Below are 21,161 nucleotides of genomic sequence, written 5' to 3'. Positions count from 1 at the left end.
AACGCGTTTTTACCAGCGGAGCCTGTTTGATGATGCACCCCTCTTCCTCCCGCGCACGGGCCATTGCGGCGCCCGCACCTGTTGCCATTCCCGTTGGCGCTCTGCTGCCCTGGGCGGTGTTTGGCCTGCTGCTGTCTGTGCTGATGCTGTATTTTGTGGGCGCGGAACAGGGTGCTGTCTCCCTGATTTCCGGCCATGAAGTGCATGAGTTTGTGCATGATGGCCGCCATCTGCTGGGCTTCCCCTGCCACTAAAGAGCAGGGATTTTTCCTGATGATTGCTGGACGTTTGCTGGCACGCGGCATGATTGCCGGGTGCCTTGCGGCGGCGCTCGCCTTTGTGTTTGCCCGTTTTTTTGGTGAACCGCAGGTGGCGCTGGCCATTGCGTTTGAAGCCGCCCGCAGTGCGGCAGAAGGTGCTGCGCCCGAACACGAGATGATCAGCCGCTCCGTGCAGGCCAGTTACGGTCTGGCCACAGCCACGGTGCTGTATGGCGCGGGCTTTGGCGGGTTATTCGCGCTGGTGTTTTCCTTTGCGTATGGGCGGCTGTCTTTCCAGTCCCCTCGCGTGCTGGCGCTTTTGCTGGCCGTGGCGGGGTTTGTGACCGTGGTGCTGGTGCCGGACCTGAAATATCCACCCAACCCACCCGCTGTGGGCAACCCGGCTACGCTGGCACTGCGCACGGAAACCTATTTTGTGATGATTGCGCTGTCCATTTGCGTGGCGGCCATTGCCTGCCTGCTTGGCCAGAAGGTTGCGCAGATGCGGGATGCGTGGACCGGGTGGCTGTGTGGCGGGGCAGTGTTTGTCCTGCTGGTCGCCCTTGTGCAGTTTGGTCTGCCGGATGTGAATGAGGTGCCGGACGGGTTTCCCGCTGTGGTGCTCTGGCGCTTTCGGGAGTCTGCGCTTGGCATGCAGGCTGTGCTCTGGGGCAGCATGGGGCTGATTTTTGGGGCACTGGCCACGCCGGTGCTAATGGGCCGCGCTCAGAAATTTTAAATTTCATTTTACAGAGGCCAGCAAAGAAACCTTGTATGTTTCCTTCTGCTGGCCCGGCGGGCTGGAAAACCATTCTGGCAAAAGCCCCTTCGGATCTCTATGTCTCTGCGCGCTCCCTTTTTTAAAACGCTTTTCCACCACCGTTTTATGCCTGCCGTCCTGCTTCTGCTCTTTACGGTTGCCTCGCGTTTTCAGACATTCGGAAATCCCCTCCTTAATATTGATGAAGAATTCTACCTCTTTGGCGGAGGTCGGATTTTACACGGGGATCTGCCCTATCTCGCCTTCTGGGACAGAAAACCTGCGCTTTTATTTGTGCTTTACGCGGGTTTTCATCTTTTTGGGCCGTATCGTGTGCTGGCCTATCAAATAGGCGCGGCGCTGGCGGTGTGGGGCACCAGCCTTTTGCTCTATAAAATGGCCCGCACCCTGACATCGCGCGGCGGCGCAGTGGTGGCGGGCATGCTGTATTGCACCGGCCTTACCCTGTGCGGGGGTGAAGGCGGGCAAACACCGGTTTTCTATACGCTGCTTGTCGCAGCCGCCATGGCGCTGGTTCTGTTCAAAGTGGTGCTGGCGCCGGATGGCCCCCGGCAGGTGCGCCGGGTGGGCATGCTGGCCATGGGGCTGTTTGGCCTGTCCATGCAGATCAAATACACCACAGTGTTTGAAGGCTGTTTTCTGGGCCTTTACCTGCTCTGGTATGCGGCACGCCATGGGCAGACACGGCGCGGCCTGTGTGCGGATGCCGCCCTTTGGGTGCTCCCGGCAGTCCTGCCCACGGCGGTAGTTTTCCTGTTTTATGCCGTCATCGGCCATGCGCATGACTGGTTTTTTGCCAATGTGGATTCCATTTTTCTGCGTGCGGCGATGCCGCCAGCCGAAACGGCCGCTCTGAGAATAAGGCTGCTCAAAGCCATTGCCCCGCTGCTTGCCGGGGGTGCTGTTGCGGTCTGGCTGTGCCGCCATGCGCCGGGGCAGGCCCAGCGACAGTTTCTCAGCTTATGGGCGGTGGCCGCCTGCTGCGGTGTGGCAGTATTTGGCGGCTGGTATTTCCATTATGCGCTGCCGCTTTTTGCACCGCTTGCCGTCATCAGCAGCCCTTTGTGGAACCGGAAAGCGGGCCGGTTCTGGCTGGTGCTTATGCTGGCTGTGCAGACCGTCACCGCGCAGAAGCGTCTGCACAACCACCGTCTTGAGAATGGCGATATGCGGACCTATCAGGCCTATCTGGCCGCCATGCCGGACCCTAAAGGGTGCCTGTTTGTGTATGAAGGGCCGCCTGTTTTGTATGACACCTCACACTGGTGCGGCCTGACAAACCACCCCTTCCCCGGCCATTTCAATGAGCAGGCGGAAATCCACTCGACCGGGATGAACCCCTCTGCGGAGCTGGACCATGTGCTGGCACAAAAGCCCCGCTACGTTGTGACGCAGGCCCCGGCCTGGGCGGGTGAAAACCTGAGCATCCGCGCCCACCTGTTCCAGACGCTGACACAGGATTACCGGGAAGTTTACCGCCATCAGGGTCCGCAAACTGCGGTTGTGGTGTATCAGCGCGCTCCGTGACCCCGCCAGACGTGCCCCAGCACGAAGAGTCTTGCGCCGGGCGGCAGGGTGTGCGAGCGTTTTCATTGCGATTTGTGAGTGAGTCGTTTGCAGAAAAGGGATTGGACAATGCCTGCACGGTACAAAGCAAAGGCTGTGAAAAAGTCGTCTTTCCAGAACATGCTGCTGTTTCCCATCATGTTCATGCCTCTGGCGATACTGTATGTGGCAAACCTGCCCATAAGCGACCTTGATAAAGGGCTGCTGGATGGGGCCGTGGCGGGTATGCAGGTGCTGATGGTTCTGGCGCTTTACCGGTTCAAAACCTCTAAAAAGTAACGCTCTGCTCGGGCGCATGCTCCGCAGGGCGTGCGCCTGATGCCTGCTTTGCCGTCAGAGCGTCCAGCTCCGCAGCGTGGTCAATGGCCCATGCGTAGAGCATTTCTATGGGTTCAATAAAAATCAGGCCTGCGGGTGTCAGGCGATACTCCACGCTGGGCGGCATGATCTGCTGAACATGGCGGCTGACGAGGCCGGACTGTTCCAGCTCACGCAATGTCTGCGTCATCATTTTTTTGGACAGGCCCGGCACACTCCGCTGGAGTTTGCCCGGTCGTGATGCGTCCCCCAGCAGATGCAGCGTATGCAGGATCATGGTGGTCCATTTTCCGCTGAACAGACGCAGCACGCGGCGCGGCGCGCAATCTTCCACAAAGGGGGCCTGACGATAAACCGACGGTAGCGAAGAAGGCATGGTGTGGGCACCTTTTGGTAACCAGGGCACGAAATAGTGCCGTCTGGCGCACGAAAAACCAGAAGCGCAGAGTGCAGGACAGAGGATAAACCGGAAAGGAAAATCTGATGTCCAGAATAGCTCTTGTTGTGGGTGCGACAGGTATTGTCGGGCAAAATCTCTCCGCGCGGCTGGTGGCTGATGGCTGGGTGGTTTACGGGCTGGCCCGCAGGCCGCGCATGGAGAGCGCGGGGGTCTTGCCGGTGGCAGCGGATTTACTCAACCCCGAGGCCCTCTCTGCGGCGCTGGCGGGCCTGCGGCCCACACACGTGTTTTTCTGCTCATGGTTGCGGCATGCGACGGAAGCTGAAAACTGCCGCGTGAACAGCGCCATGGTGCGCAATCTGTTTCACGCCCTGCCCGCACCGGACACTGTGGAGCACGCGGCGCTGACCACGGGCCTGAAGCATTATCTCGGTCCGTTTGAAGCCTATGCCAGCGGCACCCCGCCGCAGACACCCTTCCGCGAGGACATGCCGCGCCTGCCGCTGGAAAACTTCTATTACGATCAGGAAGACGCGCTGTATGAAGCGGCGCAACAGCACGGATTTTCATGGAGCGTGCATCGCCCGCATACCGTGATTGGCTATGCCGTGGGCAATGCCATGAATATGGGCTCGACGCTGGCGGTTTATGCGTCTCTCTGCAAGGAAACCGGGCGTCCGTTTGTGTTCCCCGGCTCCCCCATGCAGTGGCACGGGCTGACGGATCTGACCGATGCCCGCCAGCTTGCCCGGCACCTTGTGTGGGCCTCCACCAGTGCGGCGGGACGGAATGAAGCGTTTAATATCGTCAATGGCGATGTGATCCGCTGGAAGTGGTTGTGGCCACAACTGGCCGCATGGTTCGGGTTGGAGGCAGCGCCTTACCCGGAAGAAGCCTCACCGCTGGCCCCCAAGCTGGCGCAGGATGGAGACCTCTGGGCCAGTCTGAGCCAGAAGCACGGCTTGCGGGAGCCGGACATCACCCGACTGGCCTCGGCCTGGCACACGGATGCTGATCTGGGCCGCCCGGTGGAATGTGTAACGGACATGACCAAAAGCCGACTGGCGGGCTTTACCGATTATTGCGCCACCCCCACCGCGTTTTTTGACCTGTTTACGCGGATGCGGGCGGAGCGGTTGATTCCGTAAGGCGGGTTTCTGCTCCTACCGCAGCTTTACGGCACACCCAGCGCGCGCACCCGCCAGTTCCCGGCGTGATGGGTGAAGAGGCTGGTGGTCTGCGGGGCGATGTCCAGCCGGGTGGCCATCTCCGGGCCGCCTTGCAGAATATGCGTTGCGAGTGCGCGCACTACGGCGGGGCGGGCTATGAGCAGGTGCGTGCGGGCGCTTGTGTCTGACCGTGTGCGTGACTGTTTACCGGAGGGGGCACTGGGGCGAGCGCCGCTGCTGGAGGGACTGTTTGAAAGGTCGGCAGCACCCGGTTCGACCTCTGCCATTTCCCCTTGGGATGCGGTAGTGAGCCACGCGCCGATCCGGGTGTGAAACTGGCGGAGGCTCTCGCCCTCCGGTGGGGCAAAATCCGGGTCGTGCAGCAAGGCGTTCAGGGCGTCTGGTGGCAAATCGCGCAAGGCCTGTCCGTGCCATGTGCCGTAATTGCGGTCTTGCAGGCTGGCGGTGCGTATTATGGGCAGGTCCGCAGGAAAGTGGGGCTTCTGTGAGGCATCGTCTACCTGCGGAGCGGGTGACTGTGCGGCGAATTGCGCGGACAGGTTTACCGGGGTGGTAATCTGTTCCGGGGCTGGAAGCGGGCTGCTCAGGCCCTCACAGGTGCAATCCCCAGCCAGAATGATCTGTGTGAAACGCGGCGGTTTGCGGAGTTGCTGAAGGGTGAAGCCCTCCGGTCCGGCGGGAGTGCGGGCTACAGTCTGAGCCTCGCGCGGTGGGATTCGCCCCTGTTTGACGGCGTCTGGCAGGGTGGATGTCAGGCAGACAAGCCGGATGGTTTGGGTTTCGGGGGGTGCCGTCATGGGGCCGTGCCTCTGGGATGCGCGGCCCATGCCTGCAAGGCGGTTTCCAGCCGGGACCATGCGGCGTCTGTCGCAGGCAGGCCTAGGCGGAGGCGACCCGGCTGGTCTGCAAAAATGCGGGTTACGAGGCCATAGGTGCAGAAATGTCGCCAGAGGCTCGGGGCATCAGGATGCAGCACCAGTGTGAACAGGCTGGCCTGCCCGGTATGGCGCAGGCCGGTGGCATCCAGAAGAGTGGTCAGGCGGGTATGGGCAGCGCGGGCCTGTGCTCTGGCGGTGTGGAGCCATGCGGTATCACGCAAGGCTTGTCGTCCGGCAGCCAGACCGAGGCTGCCCACAGGCCATGACCCGAGTACAGCGCGGGCTTGTGCGGCGGTTTCCGGACTGGCGAGCAGAAAGCCCAGCCGCACACCGGGCAGGCCGTAGGTTTTGCCGAAGGACCGCAGGACAACCAGTGCGGGATGCGGCAGGAGGGGGTCGACGCTCTCCTGCTCAAAATCCGCGAAGGCTTCATCTACAATCAGAACAGTGCCGTGCGCGGCGCAGGTGTTGGCCAGTGTGTGCAGCCAGTCAGCAGAGAGAAGGCGACCATCGGGGTTGTTGGGGTTACAGACCACGCAGACCGTGCCGGGTTGAATGGCGGCCTGCTCCAGTGCTGCAGGGTCCGTCACCTGCTGCACGGGCACGCCCTGCAAACGCCATGCCTGCGCGTGGCCCGAATAGGTTGGCCCCAGCAGGCACACGCGCTGCGCGGGCAGCAGGCGCGGCAGCAGGGCAATCAGGCTTTGGCTCCCGGCCCCGGCCACCACCATGTCGGGATTGCTCAGCCCGTAGGCGAAGGCAGCGGCAGCCTGAAGGTCGGCCTCTTCGTCTTCTTCCGGCAGGCGGGCCAGCACGGCCGGGTCTGGCATCCGAAGGGGATAAGCATACGGGCTGATGCCGGTGGAAAGATCATAATAAGGCCGGGGTGCTTCCGGAAAATGCGCCATGACGGCCCGGACCTGCCCGCCGTGGGTGGGGAATGGGAGAGCCTCTGACGGCGCGGACGCGGTGGCAGAAACCGGCACGGGTAGCGCAGTTCGCACCGTGGATGAGGCAGCGCGCACTGGTGGCACGGATGCTGACTCAGGGATGGCAGCAGAGGGGGCGTGCGTGGTAGTCTGCGGGCTTCCCTGCATGCTTTTGGTCGGTTCTGCTCCGGCCTGCCCGCTTAGTGAGTCTGCTACCCGCATGGTGTTCCCTCTTTCCGTCACGCTCCCCGTAGCAGCCCTTGCCGCCATTCTGGAAGCCGCTTGCGGTTATCCCCCTGCCCTGCTGGCGGCCATCGGGCATCCGGTAATGTGGTTTGGAGCCTTGATAGACAGGCTGGACACCGCCCTCAACCAGCCAGAATTTTCCGAGCGCAAACGCCGCGGGATGGGCGTGCTGGCGTTGATCCTGATTGTGGGCGTGCCGCTCTGGATAACCGGGGCGGTGCTGGATGTGGGGTATCGTTTTCTGCCAGCCCCCGTCATGCTGGGTGTGCAGGCCTTGGGCACCTGCACATTGGTCGCGCAGAAATCCTTATGGGAGCATGTGCGCGCTGTGGGCGTTGGCCTGCGGCAGAACGGGCTGGCCGGAGGGCGGCAGGCTGTGGCGCAGATTGTCGGGCGGGACACCGCCGCGCTGGATGAAGCCGGGATTGTGCGAGCCGCGCTGGAAAGTCTGGCCGAGAATTTCTCCGATGGCATTGTGGCCCCCCTGCTGTGGGCGGCGGTGTTCGGCCTGCCGGGGGCGGTGTTCTACAAGGCGGTCAATACGGCGGACAGCATGATTGGCCACCTCACCCCGCGCCATGCCGCTTTTGGCTGGGCGGCGGCCAAACTGGATGATGCGGTGAATCTGCCTGCCTCCCGCGTTGCGGCACTCTGCCTGATCTTAGCCGCCCCGGCGGAGAACCGGACCGCAGCCCGCGCGGCGGTGCGACGGGATGCACCACGCCATCGGTCCCCCAACGCAGGCTGGCCGGAAGCCGCTATGGCGGGAGCGTTAGGCCTGCGGCTGGCGGGGCCGCGCCTTTATAAAGGGGTGCGCGTGGAAGATGCGTGGATGGGGGCCGGCACGCCGGAGGCAACCGTGGCGGATCTGGACCGGGGGCTGGTGCTGTATCGGCGCGCCTGTCTTATTCTGGTGGGGGTCTTGCTGGTGGGGGCACTTCTCTTCATGATCCCGGCATGACAGCCCCCCTTTTCTCCCCCGCTTTTCGTGCCTCTCTGGACCAGCTTTTTACGTGGCGGCGCGATGTGCGCCATTTCCGCACGGACCCGGTGCCCGAGGCCGTGCTGTCTCGCCTTCTGGAAACCGCCTGCCTTGCCCCCTCCGTGGGGCTGAGTGAGCCCTGGCGCTTTGTGCGCGTGGATGCTCCGGCACGTCGCGCTGAAATCCGGGAAAACTTTGCCCGCTGTAATGCGGAAGCACTGACGGGCCATAGCGGTGATGACGCACAGCGTTACGCCACGCTCAAGCTGGCCGGGCTGGATGATGCCCCGCACCATATTGCCGTCTTTTGTGACACCAACCCCGCACAGGGGCGCGGGCTGGGGCGTGGCACCATGCCGGAAACCACCGTGTGGTCTGCCGTTATGGCCATTCACACCTTCTGGCTGGCGGCCACGGCGGAGGGTGTCGGGCTGGGGTGGGTCTCCATCCTGAACCCCGAGGACGCCAGCCGCACGCTCTGCATTACGCCGGACTGGCAGTTTCTGGCCTATCTGTGTGTGGGCTATCCGGCGGAACAGGCCGACACACCGGAGCTGGAACGCCGGGGATGGGAGCAACGCAACCCGGCCCGCAGGCAATGGATTAACCGCTGACTCAGGCCTGTTGCCCGAGCGTATGACGGCGTGGGAACGAGTCCGGCACATTCGTCTCAAAATTAAGAATCCATGACGCGGCCTGCGCTTCTGCATGCTGCGGACCGGAGGGCTGCCCTGCGCGCCTGCCGAAAAATCATGACAGATTTTTGATGGTTTATGAGACTTTCTGATAAATCAAGGCAGTCTTTCAAACCAGAAATCGGCCCGAAAAGCCCCCTGACACGACCAGTAATTTTCTCTTTCCTGCGTTTTCAAAGCCTCAGAAGATCATAAAGTTTATTTTAAGGTTTTTTGGTATATACTCGCTTTTTATAAATCTCATCTCACGAAATGTTGTCAGACTCTTTTTGATATAATTAACACTATGTAATATTGATATGAATCATTGAGGTTTCTACCTATTTCACAGAAAACCAGTTTATCTATAACAAAGTTTTATAATTTTCTGAGGATTTAGTGTGAAAGCGCCTGCGCTCCGGGGTTCTACCGACACCAGAAAACTGGATACCAGACTTCTCCTCGGAACGGCTCTTGTCTGTGTTCTGAGTGAACCATCGCTCGCTCATGCGGATGATGCGCAGGAACTCGCAGCCATTAAAGAGCAGATGCGCAAGCTGGCAGCACAGGTGGAAGCCATTGAGCATCGGCAGGCGCTCAAACACGGACAAAACGGGCATCAGGTCGCCTCAGCCCGCACTACGGCTGGGGTGCGGACGGCCAGTGCAAAAAATGCGTCCTCTGGGGGGATGCGCACCGCCGCGAGCACGCATGGTGGTTTCTCTGAGGGGCTTTCCGGCCTGCGGACAGATGGTCCGGCTGATCCGGGTATTCGCTTCTCCGGCGGGGCACAGCCGATTGAAGTTGGCGCCAGTCAGAACCCGACCCTGAACAGTGGCTCCGGGTTTGCCGGGTTCCGATGGATGCCGCAGCAGCCGGAAGCCCAGCCGTCCAAATCCGCTATCGACCTGACTTCTTCCAGCCCGTCCTCCATTACCCAGACGGACGTGGACCGCCTGCCCCCCATTTTCAGCATTGGCGGCATTTCCGTCCGGCTGGGCGGGTTTATTGATTTCTCCAATATCTGGCGCAGTTCCAACATGACCAGTGGCCCCGCCACGGCATGGAACAACTTCCCCTACGCCAACAGCCCCAACCATGGGCTGAGTGAAGAGCGGATGTCCGCGCAGCTCAGCCGTATGTCTGTGCTGATGGAAGCGAACCCGTCCAAGGACGTCCGCTTGCAGGCCTATGTGGAAAGTGACTTTGCCGGGGCTGGCGGCACGACAAACAGTGTGCAGATCAGCGGGTACACGCCGCGCCTGCGGCAGGGCTACTTTACCTTCACGCAGAAGGAGTGGGGCCTGCATATCCTGATGGGTCAGGCGTGGAGCCTTTCCACCAACTACGCCAAGGGCATTCTGCCGCGCCAGGAACAACTGCCTGCCGTGACGGATAACAATCAGATCCCCGGTATTACCTTTACCCGTGTCCCGCAGATCCGCATTGGCAAGGACTGGCATGAGAAATACTGGCTCGGCCTGTCCATTGAAGATCCGCAGGCGACGGTTGGGTTCTCTTCCGCCCTGTCTTCCGGCAGCACCCTGCCCGCGGCCTATGGAGAGAAGGTGGGCGCGCGCGTGTATTATGCCAATGCAGGCGGCGTGCTGCTGAACCCGAACACGCAATATAGCTATAACCCCGCGCCGGACATTATTCTGAAAGGCGCTGCGGATACCTCGTTCGGGCATTATGAAGTGTTCGGCATGGCCCGCTGGTTCCGCTCCCTTGCGGTGGAACCGGGCATGACCACCACCAAAAAGCACACCAGCTTTGGCGGTGGCGTGGGCGCTGGCATGACAACGCCTCTGGGGACCAAAAAACTCCAGATGGCCGGTAACATTCTGGCAGGGGAAGGCATTGGCCGTTACGGGCCGAGCCTGATCCCGGATACCACGCCCAATGCGCGGGGCGCTCTGTCCCCCGTACCGGAGCTGATGGGCTCCCTTGGTCTTATCGGGCATCCCACCCCGTCCGTGCTGCTCTACACCTACGGGGGTATCGAGACAGCCGGACGCAAGCGATACATTGGCGCAGATGGCGCCCAGTATGGCTACGGTGTGAATGACCTCAATCTGGGCGGGTGCGATGTGGAATTCGGCACCTGTAACGCCCAGACCCGTACGCTCGCATCCCTCACCGCCGGTGGCTGGTGGCACTTTGTTGAAGGCCGCTACGGCAGTGTGATGGGGGGCCTGCAATACACCTATATCCGGAAGTTTGCCTTCAGAGGCAATGACGGCAGCAACAACAGTGTGTACCCGACAACTTCGGGCAACACAGTTTACGTCACCTTCCGATATTTGCCGTTCCAGTAAATTGGAATTGCAAAATACTCGCCAAAGGAGAGAGAACTCGATGTCTTATACAGTTGGCACTTATCTTGCTGAGCGTCTTGCCCAGATTGGCCTGAAGCATCACTTTGCAGTGGCAGGGGATTATAACCTTGTGCTGCTCGACCAGCTTCTGATGAACAAGGACTGTGAGCAGGTTTACTGCTGTAACGAGCTGAACTGCGGTTTCTCTGCCGAAGGCTATGCCCGTGCAAACGGCGCAGGGGCTGCAGTTGTGACCTTTAGCGTTGGTGCGCTGTCTGCACTGAACGCCATTGGTGGCGCTTATGCGGAAAACCTGCCGGTTATTCTGATTTCCGGCGCCCCGAACTCCAATGACCACGGCAGCGGGCACATCCTGCACCACACCATTGGCACGACGGACTATTCCTACCAGTTGCAGATTGCTGAAAAGCTGACCTGTGCGGCAGTGTCCATTACGTCTGCTGAAGATGCACCTGAAAAGATCGACCACGCCATCCGCACCGCGCTGCGTGAGAAGAAACCGGCTTATATTGAAATTGCCTGTAACGTCTCTGCCCAGCCCTGTGCAGCCCCCGGCCCCATCAGCGCCGTTCTGGATGCCCCGGCCTCCAACAAGGACACGCTGGATGCAGCTGTAAAAGCTGTTGCGGACTTCATTGAAAAACACGAAAAGCCCGCCATTCTGGTTGGCAGCCGCCTGCGCGCCGCCGGTGCGGAAGAAGCCGCTGTGAAGCTGGCTGACGCGCTGGGCTGTGTTGTGGCCACTATGGCCGCGGCCAAGAGCTTCTTCCCTGAAGATCACCCCGCTTACGTCGGCACCTTCTGGGGCAGCGCCTCCACGCCGGGTGTGAATGAAATCTTTAACTGGACGGACAGCATTCTTGCGCTGGCCCCTATCTTTAACGATTACTCCACCGAAGGCTGGACGGCATGGCCGCAGGGCCCGAACGTGGCTGTTCTGGACAAGAACATCACCAAGCTGCACGGCTACTCCTTCGACAACATTCACCTGAAGGAACTGCTGGAAGCTCTGGCAGAGTACTTCAAGAACAAGCCGAAGAAGGATTCCACGCTGGTCCAGTACAAGCGTGTGCATACCGAACGCATGGTGGAAACCACCGGCAAGGGTGATGACGTTCTGACCCGTGCGGACATCCAGCAGACGTTGCAGAGCCTGGTGACACCGGAAACCACCATTGTTGGTGAGACGGGTGACAGCTGGTTCAACGTCATGCGCACCAGGCTGCCGCGCGGTGCCCGTGTGGAACTGGAAATGCAGTGGGGCCACATTGGCTGGTCTGTTCCGGCTGCCTTTGGCTACGCTGTGGGTGCTCCGGAACGCCGCACCATTCTGATGGTGGGTGACGGCTCCTTCCAGCTGACGGCGCAGGAAGTGGCCCAGATGATCCGCCGCAAGCTGCCGGTTATCATCTTCCTGATCAACAACGCCGGGTACACCATCGAAGTTGAAATTCATGATGGTCCGTACAACAACATCAAGAACTGGGATTACGCAGGCATCATCAGCGCCTTCAACGCTGAGGATGGCAAAGGCAAAGGTCTGCGCGCCAAAACGGCGGGTGAACTGGCCGATGCAGTGAAGGTCGCGCTGGAAAACAAGGAAGGCCCGACCCTGATCGAATGCGTGATTCCGCGTGATGACTGCACGTCCGAGCTGATTTCCTGGGGCCGCCATGTGGCCACGGCAAACGGCCGTCCGCCTGCAAAATAAGTCAACCTGCATGGCCGTGCCCCTGCAAGGCACGGGCACGGCCTGCACCTTTTTGAAAAGCACCTGTTAATGTCGGCTTCCAACACACCCAGCGCCGCCCCACAGCCGCAAAAAATACAACCGCTTTATGTGCTGGCGTGGTTTCTTTGCGCCCTGTTCTATTTCTATCAGTACGCCATCCGCTCTGCTCCGGGCATTATGCAGGATGAGCTGACGCAGGCCTGGGGCAACAGCCACCTCGGCCTGATGATTGCCTCCTACTACATTGTTTATGCACTTGCCGCTCTGGCCGTGGGCGTGCTGCTGGACCGTTATGGCGCACATGCCACCATGCCGGTGGGGATTGCCATAACCAGTGTTGGCTGCCTGATTTTTGCACAGGGCAGCATGCCCGCCGGGATTGGCGGGTATGTTATTCAGGCGCTGGGGGCCATTTGCGCCTTTGTTGGCTCCTCCTACGTGGCAGCCCGGTATCTGCCGGCGCGCACGCTGGCCCTGTTTGTGGGGCTGACGCAGTGCCTTGGTATGGCCGGGGCCGCGTTTGGGTCCAAACCCACCCGTATTCTGATTGACCCTGCCGGATCCTTCCACCTGCCCTGGCAGAAAGTGTGGCTGGGCTTTGGGGTAATTGGCGTCTGTCTGGCCATTGCGACATGGCTTGTCATGCCGCGGGATTCCGGGGACAGCTCGGCCCACCACGGCCATCTGTCTGCTGAAAACCTGCTCAAGCCGTTCAAGACCATCTTCGGGAACCCCCAGAGCTGGTATGCCGGGATTATTGGCGGCCTGCTGTTTGTGCCCACAACCATTGGCGCGCTGGGCTGGGGGGCTTCCATGCTCAACAAAGGCGAGCATGTCTCCATGGCGTTTGCGGCCTCCGACATCTCTATGGTGCCGATTGGCTGGGTGATTGGCTGCCCGCTGCTGGGCTGGATTTCTGACAAGATTGGCCGCCGTAAACCGGTGCTGATTGGTGGCGCTCTGGTGTTGCTGGCTGCTGCCCTGTGTGCGCTGTATGTGCCGGTTGGCGTGATGCCGCGTTACTCTGTGGCGCTGATTATGGGCATTGCCTCCGGTGCGGCGATGATCCCGTTCTCTTCCATGAAGGAAGTGAACCCGCCGGAAGTTAAAGGCACGGCTGCGGGTGTGATGAACTTCCTCGTGTTTGGCACGACGGGCATTCTCTCCCCCATGGTATCCGCGCTGATGGGTGGCGGTGGTGATTCCATGGAAGTCTTCCACCGGGCCTTCCTGCCGCTGGTGATTGGCATTGTGGTTGCCATCGTGCTGGCCTTCCGCCTGCGGGAGACAGGCTGGGCTGTGCAGAAATAAACCTCTCTGCCAGTTGGGTTTTCAAAGGAGCGCGGACCTTACGGGGTTCGCGCTTTTTTTGTGCGCGCCGGACGATGTTTATTGACAAGACTGCTAAGCCTGAGGACCATTCCGGGTCATATCAGCGTCCCATCAGAAGGACAGCCCTCTTGCCCCAGCCGCCTTTACCCTCCCCGGAAATTTTTCAGCATGTCCGCATCATCATGGGAATGGTGGTGGGCCTGAGTGTGGCGCGCCTGCTGAATGGTCTGGTGCGCATTATTCAGCACCCCGGACAAACGCGGGTCTATCCGGTTCATATCGGCTGGGTGCTGACGCTGCTGCTCATGCTCATGCATTTCTGGTGGTGGGAGTTCTGGCTGGTTACGCTGCACAGCTGGACATTCGAGATCTATCTGTTCCTCATTATTTACGCGATTATTCTGTTTTTTCTCAGCGCGTTTTTGTTCCCGGATTCAATCAGCGATTATACGGGGTATGAGGACTTCTTTATTTCCAGAAGGAAGTGGTTTTTCTCATTTTTCGCCCTGAGTGTGGTCTTTGACCTGATTGATACCCTGCTCAAAGGCTCGGCGCATTACGCCCTGTTTTCGGCTGAATACTGGTTCCGGGTTCCGGTCTATCTTGTGCTGTGTGGCGTTGCCATTGTGTCCGCCAATCGTCGTTTTCATATGGCGTTTGTCAGTCTTGGACTTGTGTATGAGGTTTCCTGGATACTGAGACATTTTGAGACGTTGAGCTAAAACCTGGCGGAATTTTGATATTTCCTCCGTAAGACATTAAGGCAGCCTTTTTACACACAGGACACTGGAACCCTTTATGACCACTCCGCCTGTTTCCGATACGCAGCGCCGTCTGGTCATGCTGTGTGCCGTGCTTGGCATTGTTCTGGGGGGACTGGACGGGGCGATTGCCAATATCGCGCTCCCGACCATCGCCCATGACCTCCATTGTAGCGAGACGCTGACGGTCTGGGTCGTCAATGTGTATCATCTGGCGGTTGCGGTCAGTCTGCTGCCGGCTGCGGCTTTGGCGGACTCTCTGGGGCTTAAACGGGTTTACGGGTTTGGGATGGCGCTTTTTACCGCTGCCTCCCTCGCCTGCGCGCTGTCCGGCTCACTCGGCGCTTTGATTGGCGCGCGTGTTGTGCAGGGGCTGGGGGCGGCGTGTATGGCAGCCCTTAGCGGCGCACTGGTGCGCAGTGTTTACCCCCGCGCCATGCTGCATCAGGCGTTTGCCATTATTGCGCTGGCGGTTGCCATTTCCGCAGCCATTGGGCCGACACTGGCAGCGGCGGTTCTGGCAGTTGCCTCGTGGCCCTGGCTGTTCCTGATTAACGTGCCGATTGGCGTGATGGCGGTTGTGCTTTTCCTGCGCGTGGCTCCCTCCAGCCCGCGCGCCCCGCTCTCGTTCGACAGGGCGGGCGCGCTGTTGAACGTGGGCGCTCTGGGGCTGGGCATTCTGGGTGTTGATGCGCTGGGGCAGAAAGAAAGCGGGCTGGCGGCGCTTGAAATCGGAGCCGGTATCCTCTGCACGCTTCTGCTTTACAGGCAGCAGAAAAAGCTGAAGACGCCCATGCTCCCGCTGGATCTGCTGGCTATTCCGCTCTTCTCACTCTCAATCCTGACCTCTATCTGCGCCTATACTGCGCAAATTCTGGCCTATGTCGCGCTGCCGTTTTTGTTCCAGACGGTTATGCATCTGTCTGCCGTAACAACCGGCCTGCTGGTGACGCCATGGCCTGTGCTGGTTGCCGTGGCAGCCCCTTTTGCGGGCCGACTGGCGACACGGCACCCGGCATCGGTTTTAAGCAGTGTTGGTCTGGCAATTTTGGCGACGGGACTGGCCGCACTCAGCCTGATGCCTGCACAACCAGCCTTTTGGGACGTGGGCTGGCGGATGGCGCTGTGCGGCATTGGGTTTGGGTTTTACCAGACCCCGAATAATCTGACCGTCATGACCTCTGGCCCCGCCACCCGCAGCGGAGCGGCCAGTGGCATGATGGCCGTGGCCCGCACACTGGGCTGGGCGCTGGGCTCAGCACTGGTCGCCCTCGTCTTCGGCCTCTCCCAAGGCAGCGGCGGCGCTGTGCATTGCCTTGAACTGGCCACCGCTTTTGCCCTGCTTGGTGCTGTGCTGAGTGTTTCCCGGCGGGTGGTGCGGAGTGAGAAAGAGTCATAAAGGGCTGGTATTAGTGAAAGGCGGAATGTCCGCTAAGGCGATTTATCTAAAAATACGGACACAATGATATCGTCCCCCATCCTTAAATAATGCCATACTCCTCTCTGAAATCTTTTACTTTCTGATGTAATTCAGCAATCATATCAATGGCTTTGGTGTGATCTTGTCGCGGGTATTCAACTACAGAAATGTTATAGGAGGTTTTCATTGATTTTTGTAAAGACGGGTGTTCCATTTTCGCCAAAAGAGCATAATGCCCATTTTGGGCTTGGTTAGTCAGATTGATAGACTCAAGTATAAGTTGCATATCTGGATCGCTAACTGAATAACCCAAAAAAAGAACTGTATTTACATGAAAAAGAGCAGAAAGGGTCGAAAAAGTTGCAGGATTCTTTTGCTTCAACCTAAAATATGAAGATCTATCAAGAATTAAGTCCGACGGATCACTAATACACCCGTGAATTTTTATCAAAGCTCTAGACGGAGATCTTATGTTATCCAGTAAATTTGTCCCGGATTGATTGAATACGCTATATGGAGAATGACTATCCGTGAAATGGTCGAAATTTTTTTCTATAAACTGATCGTAATTTGTTGTGATTACGACCTTTGCATCCATAGATAATATATTTTTATAAACTTCAGAATGTGGTGCTTTAACCTTAAATATTCCCCCTAATTCTGTCGCTAAATCAGGAGCATTGATTCCGTCGCTAACTATCTGAGCAGCATCTAAGAGCAAACCTTTAGAAACCATTTTTTTAACTAATTTTTTTTCTGTCTTTGTATTTAAATTTTCAGCCAATTTATTAATTAAATTAGACCATGTTGGCAATGCACTAAGGGCAGACTTGGAAATTCCTGCACCAATAAAAATCACCACTCTTCGTTCTGCAATCTCTCTAATGAGAGAGATGGGCCAAGCATTCATATCAAATTTTTCCGATAATAGATTTAGTTAATTCACCAATCATCTTTTTATATTCTAAAACTTGTCCAAACTGACTTCCAACTAAGCCATCTTTTGTTTTTAAGGCAATAATTGGAGAATTTGCTTTTTGTGAAATTGGTATTAAACTATATAGATTAGGAATATCTCCAAGGTGCAAGTCTCCTTTTTTTGTATCAAATCTAGATAAGTAATTACCAACTTCTGTTGGAACATCCGAAATTATTCGTTCATACGCTTTGGTTGGCCTCTTAGAACCTCCAACTGATTTTGCTATATATTGTTGAAGAGTATATCCAAGATATCCCCTTTTTATCCGAATTTTCGTATTGATGCTAAATTTCTGCAATACTCCAGGATTAAATTTATCTGCATGCTTTACAGATGTCTCGTATAGTTCACTCCACCCAACGATCCACTGTGATATATTCCTAATTCCAAGCAGACTAAAAGCATCGGCACCCAACGGTGTTATAAAATAATCTGAACAAAGCATAACGGACCTATTGATGGGGCCCAAAGATGGACTAACATCAATCATAACCAAGTCATAATTATCAGCGAAATTCTGTAAATAGGAGGAAAGCCAGCCGATCACTCGGAAACCACCAGCTTTTCCACTAGGGAGTTCATTCCACGCTTGAGAAAGATTGTCTTCAAAAAGTGAGAAGCGTAGATCTCCCGGTAAAAGGTCAACACCGAAACGATTATTTCTGGCTAGAAGTGGTCGTATCGATTTGTCTACATGAGCATCACCATCTACTATAGGCTGAACGACGCTCAGTACTGTTCTAGATTTATTATGTTTAATATTAGCATTAATGTCAGGCCAATACATATTTATTATTTTTTCGTCCCCAAGTATATGCTGTGTTATATTGCACTGGGGATCACAATCTATTACGAGCACACGTTTGCCGAGCTCCAAAGCTGCATACGCTGCTATGTTTGCAGTTAGAGTTGTTTTGCCAACCCCACCCTTGTTATTAAAAAATGTTAATATTTTCATGTTTTCTCTAATTTTCTCTAAATTATTGAAGGAATTCTTCCAAGATTTTAATTTGAATTCTAGCTGTTATTATAACTGCTGTCTATCTCACCTTTATGTGCCAAAAAAAATTCTTGTACGAAATGAATGAGGCGAAAGCCGTCAGATTATTATAAGATTTTTCAAACAAGACAGACTGAAAAATTAATTCTCTCTGCGGGCTTTTAATAAGCACGCCACAAGCCCATCAATCTCCGTCTCCGCAAACACCTGCACGCCGTGGGCGCGGAGGAGGGCTGTGGTGACGCCGGTGCCGGGGTGTTTTTGGCCCTGAAAAGTGCCGTCATAGATGTGGGTGCTGCCGCAGGAGGGGCTGGCGTCGGTCAGGATGGCGAATTTGCAGTCGTGTTCCTGCGCCAAGGCCAGCGCGATTTTGGCACCGGTGATGAACAGGTCTGTCACATCCGCTCCGGTTGTATCCTGAACGCGGGCGGTGGTGGCCAGTACGTCGGGGCCGGACTGGCCTTGGGTGATTTCAGCCGGTGGGCGTGGGGTGCTGAAGCCTGCGGCGACTTCCGGGCAGATGATAACAAGTTGCCCCGCCTTCTGCCATGCGCTCAAAGCCGGATGTAAAACGGGCTTTGCGGATCTGTTATAACGGACAGGGCGGCCAAGCAGGCAGGCGCTGATCAGAATTTTTGGGAGTGTCACGGGCCGTCCTTCCTGCCTGCTGCGGATGCCCTTTGTTTTACGGCAGAAACGGATGCGGTGTTACCCTGTTTCATGCGCTTTTTGTCCTCTTTATTGCAGGCCGCGCGGTCACAATTCCCCCCATGGTCTTGAAATTGCCCAGAATACCCTGGACTAAAGGGGTAAGTGCGCGGATGCGTACGCGTGACAAACAGACACTTCAGGGATGGTTATGGAACATCAGGTCAATTCATTATGGAGCCAGCTTAATGCCTGGCTGCCGACAGTATTAAGCTACACCGGTCAGGTTATTCTGGCTCTTATTGTGCTTCTGGTTGGCTGGAAGATTATCAACATGGTCATCCGCGCCATGGGCCGGATGATGGCGGCAAGCCATATTGAACCGACGTTGCAGGGCTTTCTGCTGAGCGTTGCCGGCCTGCTGATGAAGGCTCTGCTGCTGATCAGCGTGGCCTCCATGGTGGGGATTGCCACAACATCGTTCGTCGCCGTTCTGGGGGCGGCCGGTCTGGCCGTGGGCATGGCGTTGCAGGGAAGCCTTGCGAACTTTGCCGGTGGCGTGCTGATCCTGCTGTTCCGCCCCTTCAAGGTGGGGGATTCCATTGTGGCCGGTGGCAGCGCAGGCACCGTGGAATCTATCGAAATGTTCCGCACTGTTCTGCGGGATGCCAAAAACGATCTGATTTACGTGCCCAACGGCACGCTTTCCAACAACATTGTGGTCAACAGCTCTCAGTCTGACATGTTGCAGGCCTCTGTTACGCTGCTGATTGACTATAACGACGATATCGACAAAGCCCGCGCCCTGCTGCTTGGTGCTGTGCAAAATGATGAGCTGGTTCTGAAAAACCCCGGCCCGTCCGTCGGTTTCCTGCCGCAGCCTGCCAATATTGCTGTGACACTCAGCTTCTGGTGCGCTCCGGGTAACGTCACCCCGCTGACGGGTAAATATTCTGAAACGGCCATTCAGGTTCTCAAACAGAACGGCTACCGTCTGGGCACCACCACCCGCGCGGCTCCGGCCAACTGAACGCGGGATACAGGCAGGTCTGAGCGCCAGACATCGGAAAACAGGCCTGTTATTGGTTAGCGTTTTGAGCGCGGTCTTCTTTTTTTACAGAGAAGGCCGCGTTTTTTTATGGCGTAAACGCTTAGGAAAAACAGCTCTCTTGGGGCGTGAGCGTTTTGTAGTCTGGCACTGTGGCCAGGGCCAGAAGCGCATCCAGATCAACATGGGCTTCCAGATGGTCTGCCAGCCTGTCGAGCGCCTGTTCTACGACGGTATCGTGATGCTCCGGCAGGCTGGCCTCATACCAGATCCCACCGGGGCGGAACGCAGCCCCGCCTGCACGGGCCAGCAGGGCCATGCGGGCCGCGCGGTGGCCGAACACGCCGTGCAGATACGTGCCGTAAACCTGCCCGCTGGCGGCGATGGCCCCCTCCCCTGCGCCGTTTAAAACCAGTAACGGGCGGGCGCGGTCCGGGCCAGTGGTGCGGCCAATGTGCATTTCATAACCGGACACCGGGGCTTGTGTGCCTGCAACGGTGCCGGATGTGTCTTCCAGATGTTTATCGTCACTCAGCACTGTTTCCACGGCCAGCAGGCCGAGGCCGGGGGCTGCGCCGGATGGGCCTTCCGTGCCGTGTGGGTCTGCGACAGTCTGGCCGAGCATTTGATAGCCACCGCACAGGCCCATGACATGGCCGCCTCGGGCCAGATGGGCTGTGAGATCCTCCGCCCAGCCTTCCGCCCGGAAAGTTACGAGGTCCGCCAAGGTGCCTTTGGAACCGGGGAGCAAAACGAGGTCACACTCCGGCAGGCGTTGCCCACGTTGCACGGGGAGAATTTGCACGCCCGGTTCTGCACACAGCGGGTCCAGATCATCAAAATTCGCAATGAGGGGCAGAAGGGGAATGGCGATGCGCAAAGGGCGCTGCGCGTTATCATCCCCGTTATGCACAGAGATGTACACAGGGGGCGTGGTGCGGCGGGCTGTCAGATTGGTGAGCAAATCGGCGGCGTCTTCTGCCGGCAGAGTGCGGACAGCGGGCAGGTCCGGCACAAGGCCGAGGGCTGTCCAGCCGGTGCGCTGGGCTATGAAGTCCATACCATCATAAAACAATGAGATATCGCCGCGCATTCTGTTGACGATAAAGCCTTTGATGCGGGCCGCGTCCTCCGGTGGCAGCACAACCTGTGTGCCCACCAGACTGGCGATGACGCCGCCGCGATCAATATCACCCACCAGAACCACGGGGGCGTTGACGGCTTCTGCAAAGCCCATATTGGCAATATCGCGGGCGCGTAAGTTGATTTCCGATGCGGAGCCAGCACCTTCTACCAGAACAAGGTCCGCCTGGTCTGCAAGGCGCTGAAAACTTTCGACCACAACAGGAAGAAGGGTGTCTTTACGTTTCTGATAATCCCGCGCGCCAAGGCTGTTCCGCACCTGCCCGCGCACGACCAGTTGCGCCCCGGTTTCGCCCTGGGGTTTGAGCAGGACCGGGTTCATGTCCACCGTGGGCCGCACACCACAGGCCCGCGCCTGCAACGCCTGTGCGCGGCCTATTTCCCCGCCCTCTGCGGTAACAGCGGCATTATTGGACATGTTTTGCGGTTTGAAGGGCCGCACCCGCAGGCCGCGCCGGGTAAACGCCCGCGCCAGACCTGCCACCAGAGTTGATTTTCCGACACTTGAGCCTGTTCCCTGCACCATGAGAACGCG

General features: G+C 57.8%; 20 protein-coding genes. 13 read left to right on the top strand and 7 right to left on the bottom strand.

Translation table 11 applies throughout. From position 1 onward, the window contains the following. Window positions 1-29 precede the first annotated feature (29 nt). The 4 genes from ACHQGU_RS02675 (at window position 30) to ACHQGU_RS02660 (ending at window position 2,886) form a co-directional block, all read left to right on the top strand. The gene (locus tag ACHQGU_RS02675) at window positions 30-254 is read left to right on the top strand and encodes a CbtB domain-containing protein (RefSeq protein WP_043549773.1); all 225 of its coding nucleotides are present in this window, start codon (window positions 30-32) and stop codon (window positions 252-254) included. A 22-nt stretch (window positions 255-276) separates the two neighbouring features. Continuing rightward, window positions 277-999 (top strand): CbtA family protein, encoded by a 723-nt coding sequence (locus ACHQGU_RS02670; RefSeq protein WP_253550494.1) that lies wholly within the window; start codon window positions 277-279, stop codon window positions 997-999. Window positions 1,000-1,098: 99 nt separating this feature from the next. Next, entirely contained in the window at window positions 1,099-2,568 is a 1,470-nt protein-coding gene (locus ACHQGU_RS02665; protein ID WP_395495769.1) for an ArnT family glycosyltransferase, read from the top strand. Between the two features lie 108 nt (window positions 2,569-2,676). Then, window positions 2,677-2,886 carry a hypothetical protein gene (locus ACHQGU_RS02660; protein WP_062249636.1) on the top strand — a complete coding sequence of 70 codons (210 nt, stop codon included), beginning with the start codon at window positions 2,677-2,679 and terminating at the stop codon, window positions 2,884-2,886. Here the strand turns inward: ACHQGU_RS02660 and ACHQGU_RS02655 are convergent. Continuing rightward, on the bottom strand, window positions 2,876-3,301 hold the full coding sequence (locus ACHQGU_RS02655) for a helix-turn-helix domain-containing protein (RefSeq protein WP_062144107.1): 426 nt from the start codon (window positions 3,299-3,301) through the stop codon (window positions 2,876-2,878). The two genes, ACHQGU_RS02660 and ACHQGU_RS02655, sit on opposite strands and share 11 nt — an antisense overlap. Before the next feature lie 107 nt (window positions 3,302-3,408). On the opposite strand from ACHQGU_RS02655, the gene ACHQGU_RS02650 reads away from it, so the two are divergent. After that, the gene (locus tag ACHQGU_RS02650) at window positions 3,409-4,473 is read left to right on the top strand and encodes an SDR family oxidoreductase (protein WP_395495768.1); all 1,065 of its coding nucleotides are present in this window, start codon (window positions 3,409-3,411) and stop codon (window positions 4,471-4,473) included. Between the two features lie 26 nt (window positions 4,474-4,499). On the opposite strand, the gene ACHQGU_RS02645 is transcribed toward ACHQGU_RS02650, so the two are convergent. Then, complete coding sequence (locus tag ACHQGU_RS02645) at window positions 4,500-5,312, bottom strand: histidine phosphatase family protein (RefSeq protein WP_395495767.1); 813 nt, start codon at window positions 5,310-5,312, stop codon at window positions 4,500-4,502. Next, window positions 5,309-6,301, bottom strand: coding sequence for a threonine-phosphate decarboxylase CobD (gene cobD, locus ACHQGU_RS02640; RefSeq protein ID WP_395495766.1), 993 nt, complete (start codon window positions 6,299-6,301; stop codon window positions 5,309-5,311). The genes ACHQGU_RS02645 and cobD overlap by 4 nt, the downstream gene beginning before the upstream one ends. A 241-nt stretch (window positions 6,302-6,542) precedes the next feature. Between cobD and cbiB the strand changes: the two genes are divergently transcribed. The 7 genes from cbiB (at window position 6,543) to ACHQGU_RS02605 (ending at window position 15,787) form a co-directional block, all read left to right on the top strand. Then, complete coding sequence (gene cbiB, locus ACHQGU_RS02635) at window positions 6,543-7,529, top strand: adenosylcobinamide-phosphate synthase CbiB (protein WP_395496368.1); 987 nt, start codon at window positions 6,543-6,545, stop codon at window positions 7,527-7,529. Beyond that, entirely contained in the window at window positions 7,526-8,164 is a 639-nt protein-coding gene (gene bluB / locus ACHQGU_RS02630) for a 5,6-dimethylbenzimidazole synthase (RefSeq protein WP_253550474.1), read from the top strand. Before cbiB ends, bluB begins: the two co-directional genes overlap by 4 nt. Before the next feature lie 503 nt (window positions 8,165-8,667). Continuing rightward, the gene (locus ACHQGU_RS02625) at window positions 8,668-10,542 is read left to right on the top strand and encodes a hypothetical protein (protein ID WP_395496367.1); all 1,875 of its coding nucleotides are present in this window, start codon (window positions 8,668-8,670) and stop codon (window positions 10,540-10,542) included. 40 nt (window positions 10,543-10,582) lie between these two features. Next, on the top strand, window positions 10,583-12,274 hold the full coding sequence (locus tag ACHQGU_RS02620) for an alpha-keto acid decarboxylase family protein (RefSeq protein WP_395495765.1): 1,692 nt from the start codon (window positions 10,583-10,585) through the stop codon (window positions 12,272-12,274). 69 nt (window positions 12,275-12,343) lie between these two features. Then, window positions 12,344-13,606 (top strand): MFS transporter, encoded by a 1,263-nt coding sequence (locus ACHQGU_RS02615; RefSeq protein ID WP_062249648.1) that lies wholly within the window; start codon window positions 12,344-12,346, stop codon window positions 13,604-13,606. A gap of 149 nt (window positions 13,607-13,755) precedes the next feature. Further along, window positions 13,756-14,349, top strand: coding sequence for a hypothetical protein (locus ACHQGU_RS02610; protein WP_156470147.1), 594 nt, complete (start codon window positions 13,756-13,758; stop codon window positions 14,347-14,349). 76 nt (window positions 14,350-14,425) lie between these two features. Next, on the top strand, window positions 14,426-15,787 hold the full coding sequence (locus ACHQGU_RS02605; protein ID WP_395495764.1) for an MFS transporter: 1,362 nt from the start codon (window positions 14,426-14,428) through the stop codon (window positions 15,785-15,787). An 82-nt stretch (window positions 15,788-15,869) separates the two neighbouring features. Here the strand turns inward: ACHQGU_RS02605 and ACHQGU_RS02600 are convergent, their stop codons facing one another. The 3 genes from ACHQGU_RS02600 to ACHQGU_RS02590 form a co-directional block, all read right to left on the bottom strand. Next, the gene (locus tag ACHQGU_RS02600; RefSeq protein ID WP_395495763.1) at window positions 15,870-16,718 is read right to left on the bottom strand and encodes an SIR2 family protein; all 849 of its coding nucleotides are present in this window, start codon (window positions 16,716-16,718) and stop codon (window positions 15,870-15,872) included. 1 nt (window position 16,719) lies between these two features. Then, window positions 16,720-17,745, bottom strand: a complete 1,026-nt coding sequence (locus tag ACHQGU_RS02595; RefSeq protein ID WP_395495762.1) for a ParA family protein — start codon at window positions 17,743-17,745, stop codon at window positions 16,720-16,722. 183 nt (window positions 17,746-17,928) lie between these two features. Further along, the gene (locus tag ACHQGU_RS02590; protein ID WP_395495761.1) at window positions 17,929-18,435 is read right to left on the bottom strand and encodes a DUF523 domain-containing protein; all 507 of its coding nucleotides are present in this window, start codon (window positions 18,433-18,435) and stop codon (window positions 17,929-17,931) included. Window positions 18,436-18,640: 205 nt separating this feature from the next. On the opposite strand from ACHQGU_RS02590, the gene ACHQGU_RS02585 reads away from it, so the two are divergent. Then, a complete protein-coding gene (locus ACHQGU_RS02585; protein WP_197461360.1) occupies window positions 18,641-19,465 on the top strand; it encodes a mechanosensitive ion channel family protein in 825 nt (274 codons plus the stop codon). Between the two features lie 121 nt (window positions 19,466-19,586). On the opposite strand, the gene ACHQGU_RS02580 is transcribed toward ACHQGU_RS02585, so the two are convergent. After that, entirely contained in the window at window positions 19,587-21,152 is a 1,566-nt protein-coding gene (locus ACHQGU_RS02580) for a cobyric acid synthase (RefSeq protein ID WP_395496366.1), read from the bottom strand. Window positions 21,153-21,161 lie beyond the last annotated feature (9 nt).

Origin of the sequence: Acetobacter sp. KSO5 (assembly GCF_044094635.1) — a bacterium.
GTDB classification, from domain to species: domain Bacteria; phylum Pseudomonadota; class Alphaproteobacteria; order Acetobacterales; family Acetobacteraceae; genus Acetobacter; species Acetobacter cerevisiae.
Note: the sequence above shows the minus strand (reverse complement) of the source record. Positions and strands in the feature narration are given on the sequence as shown.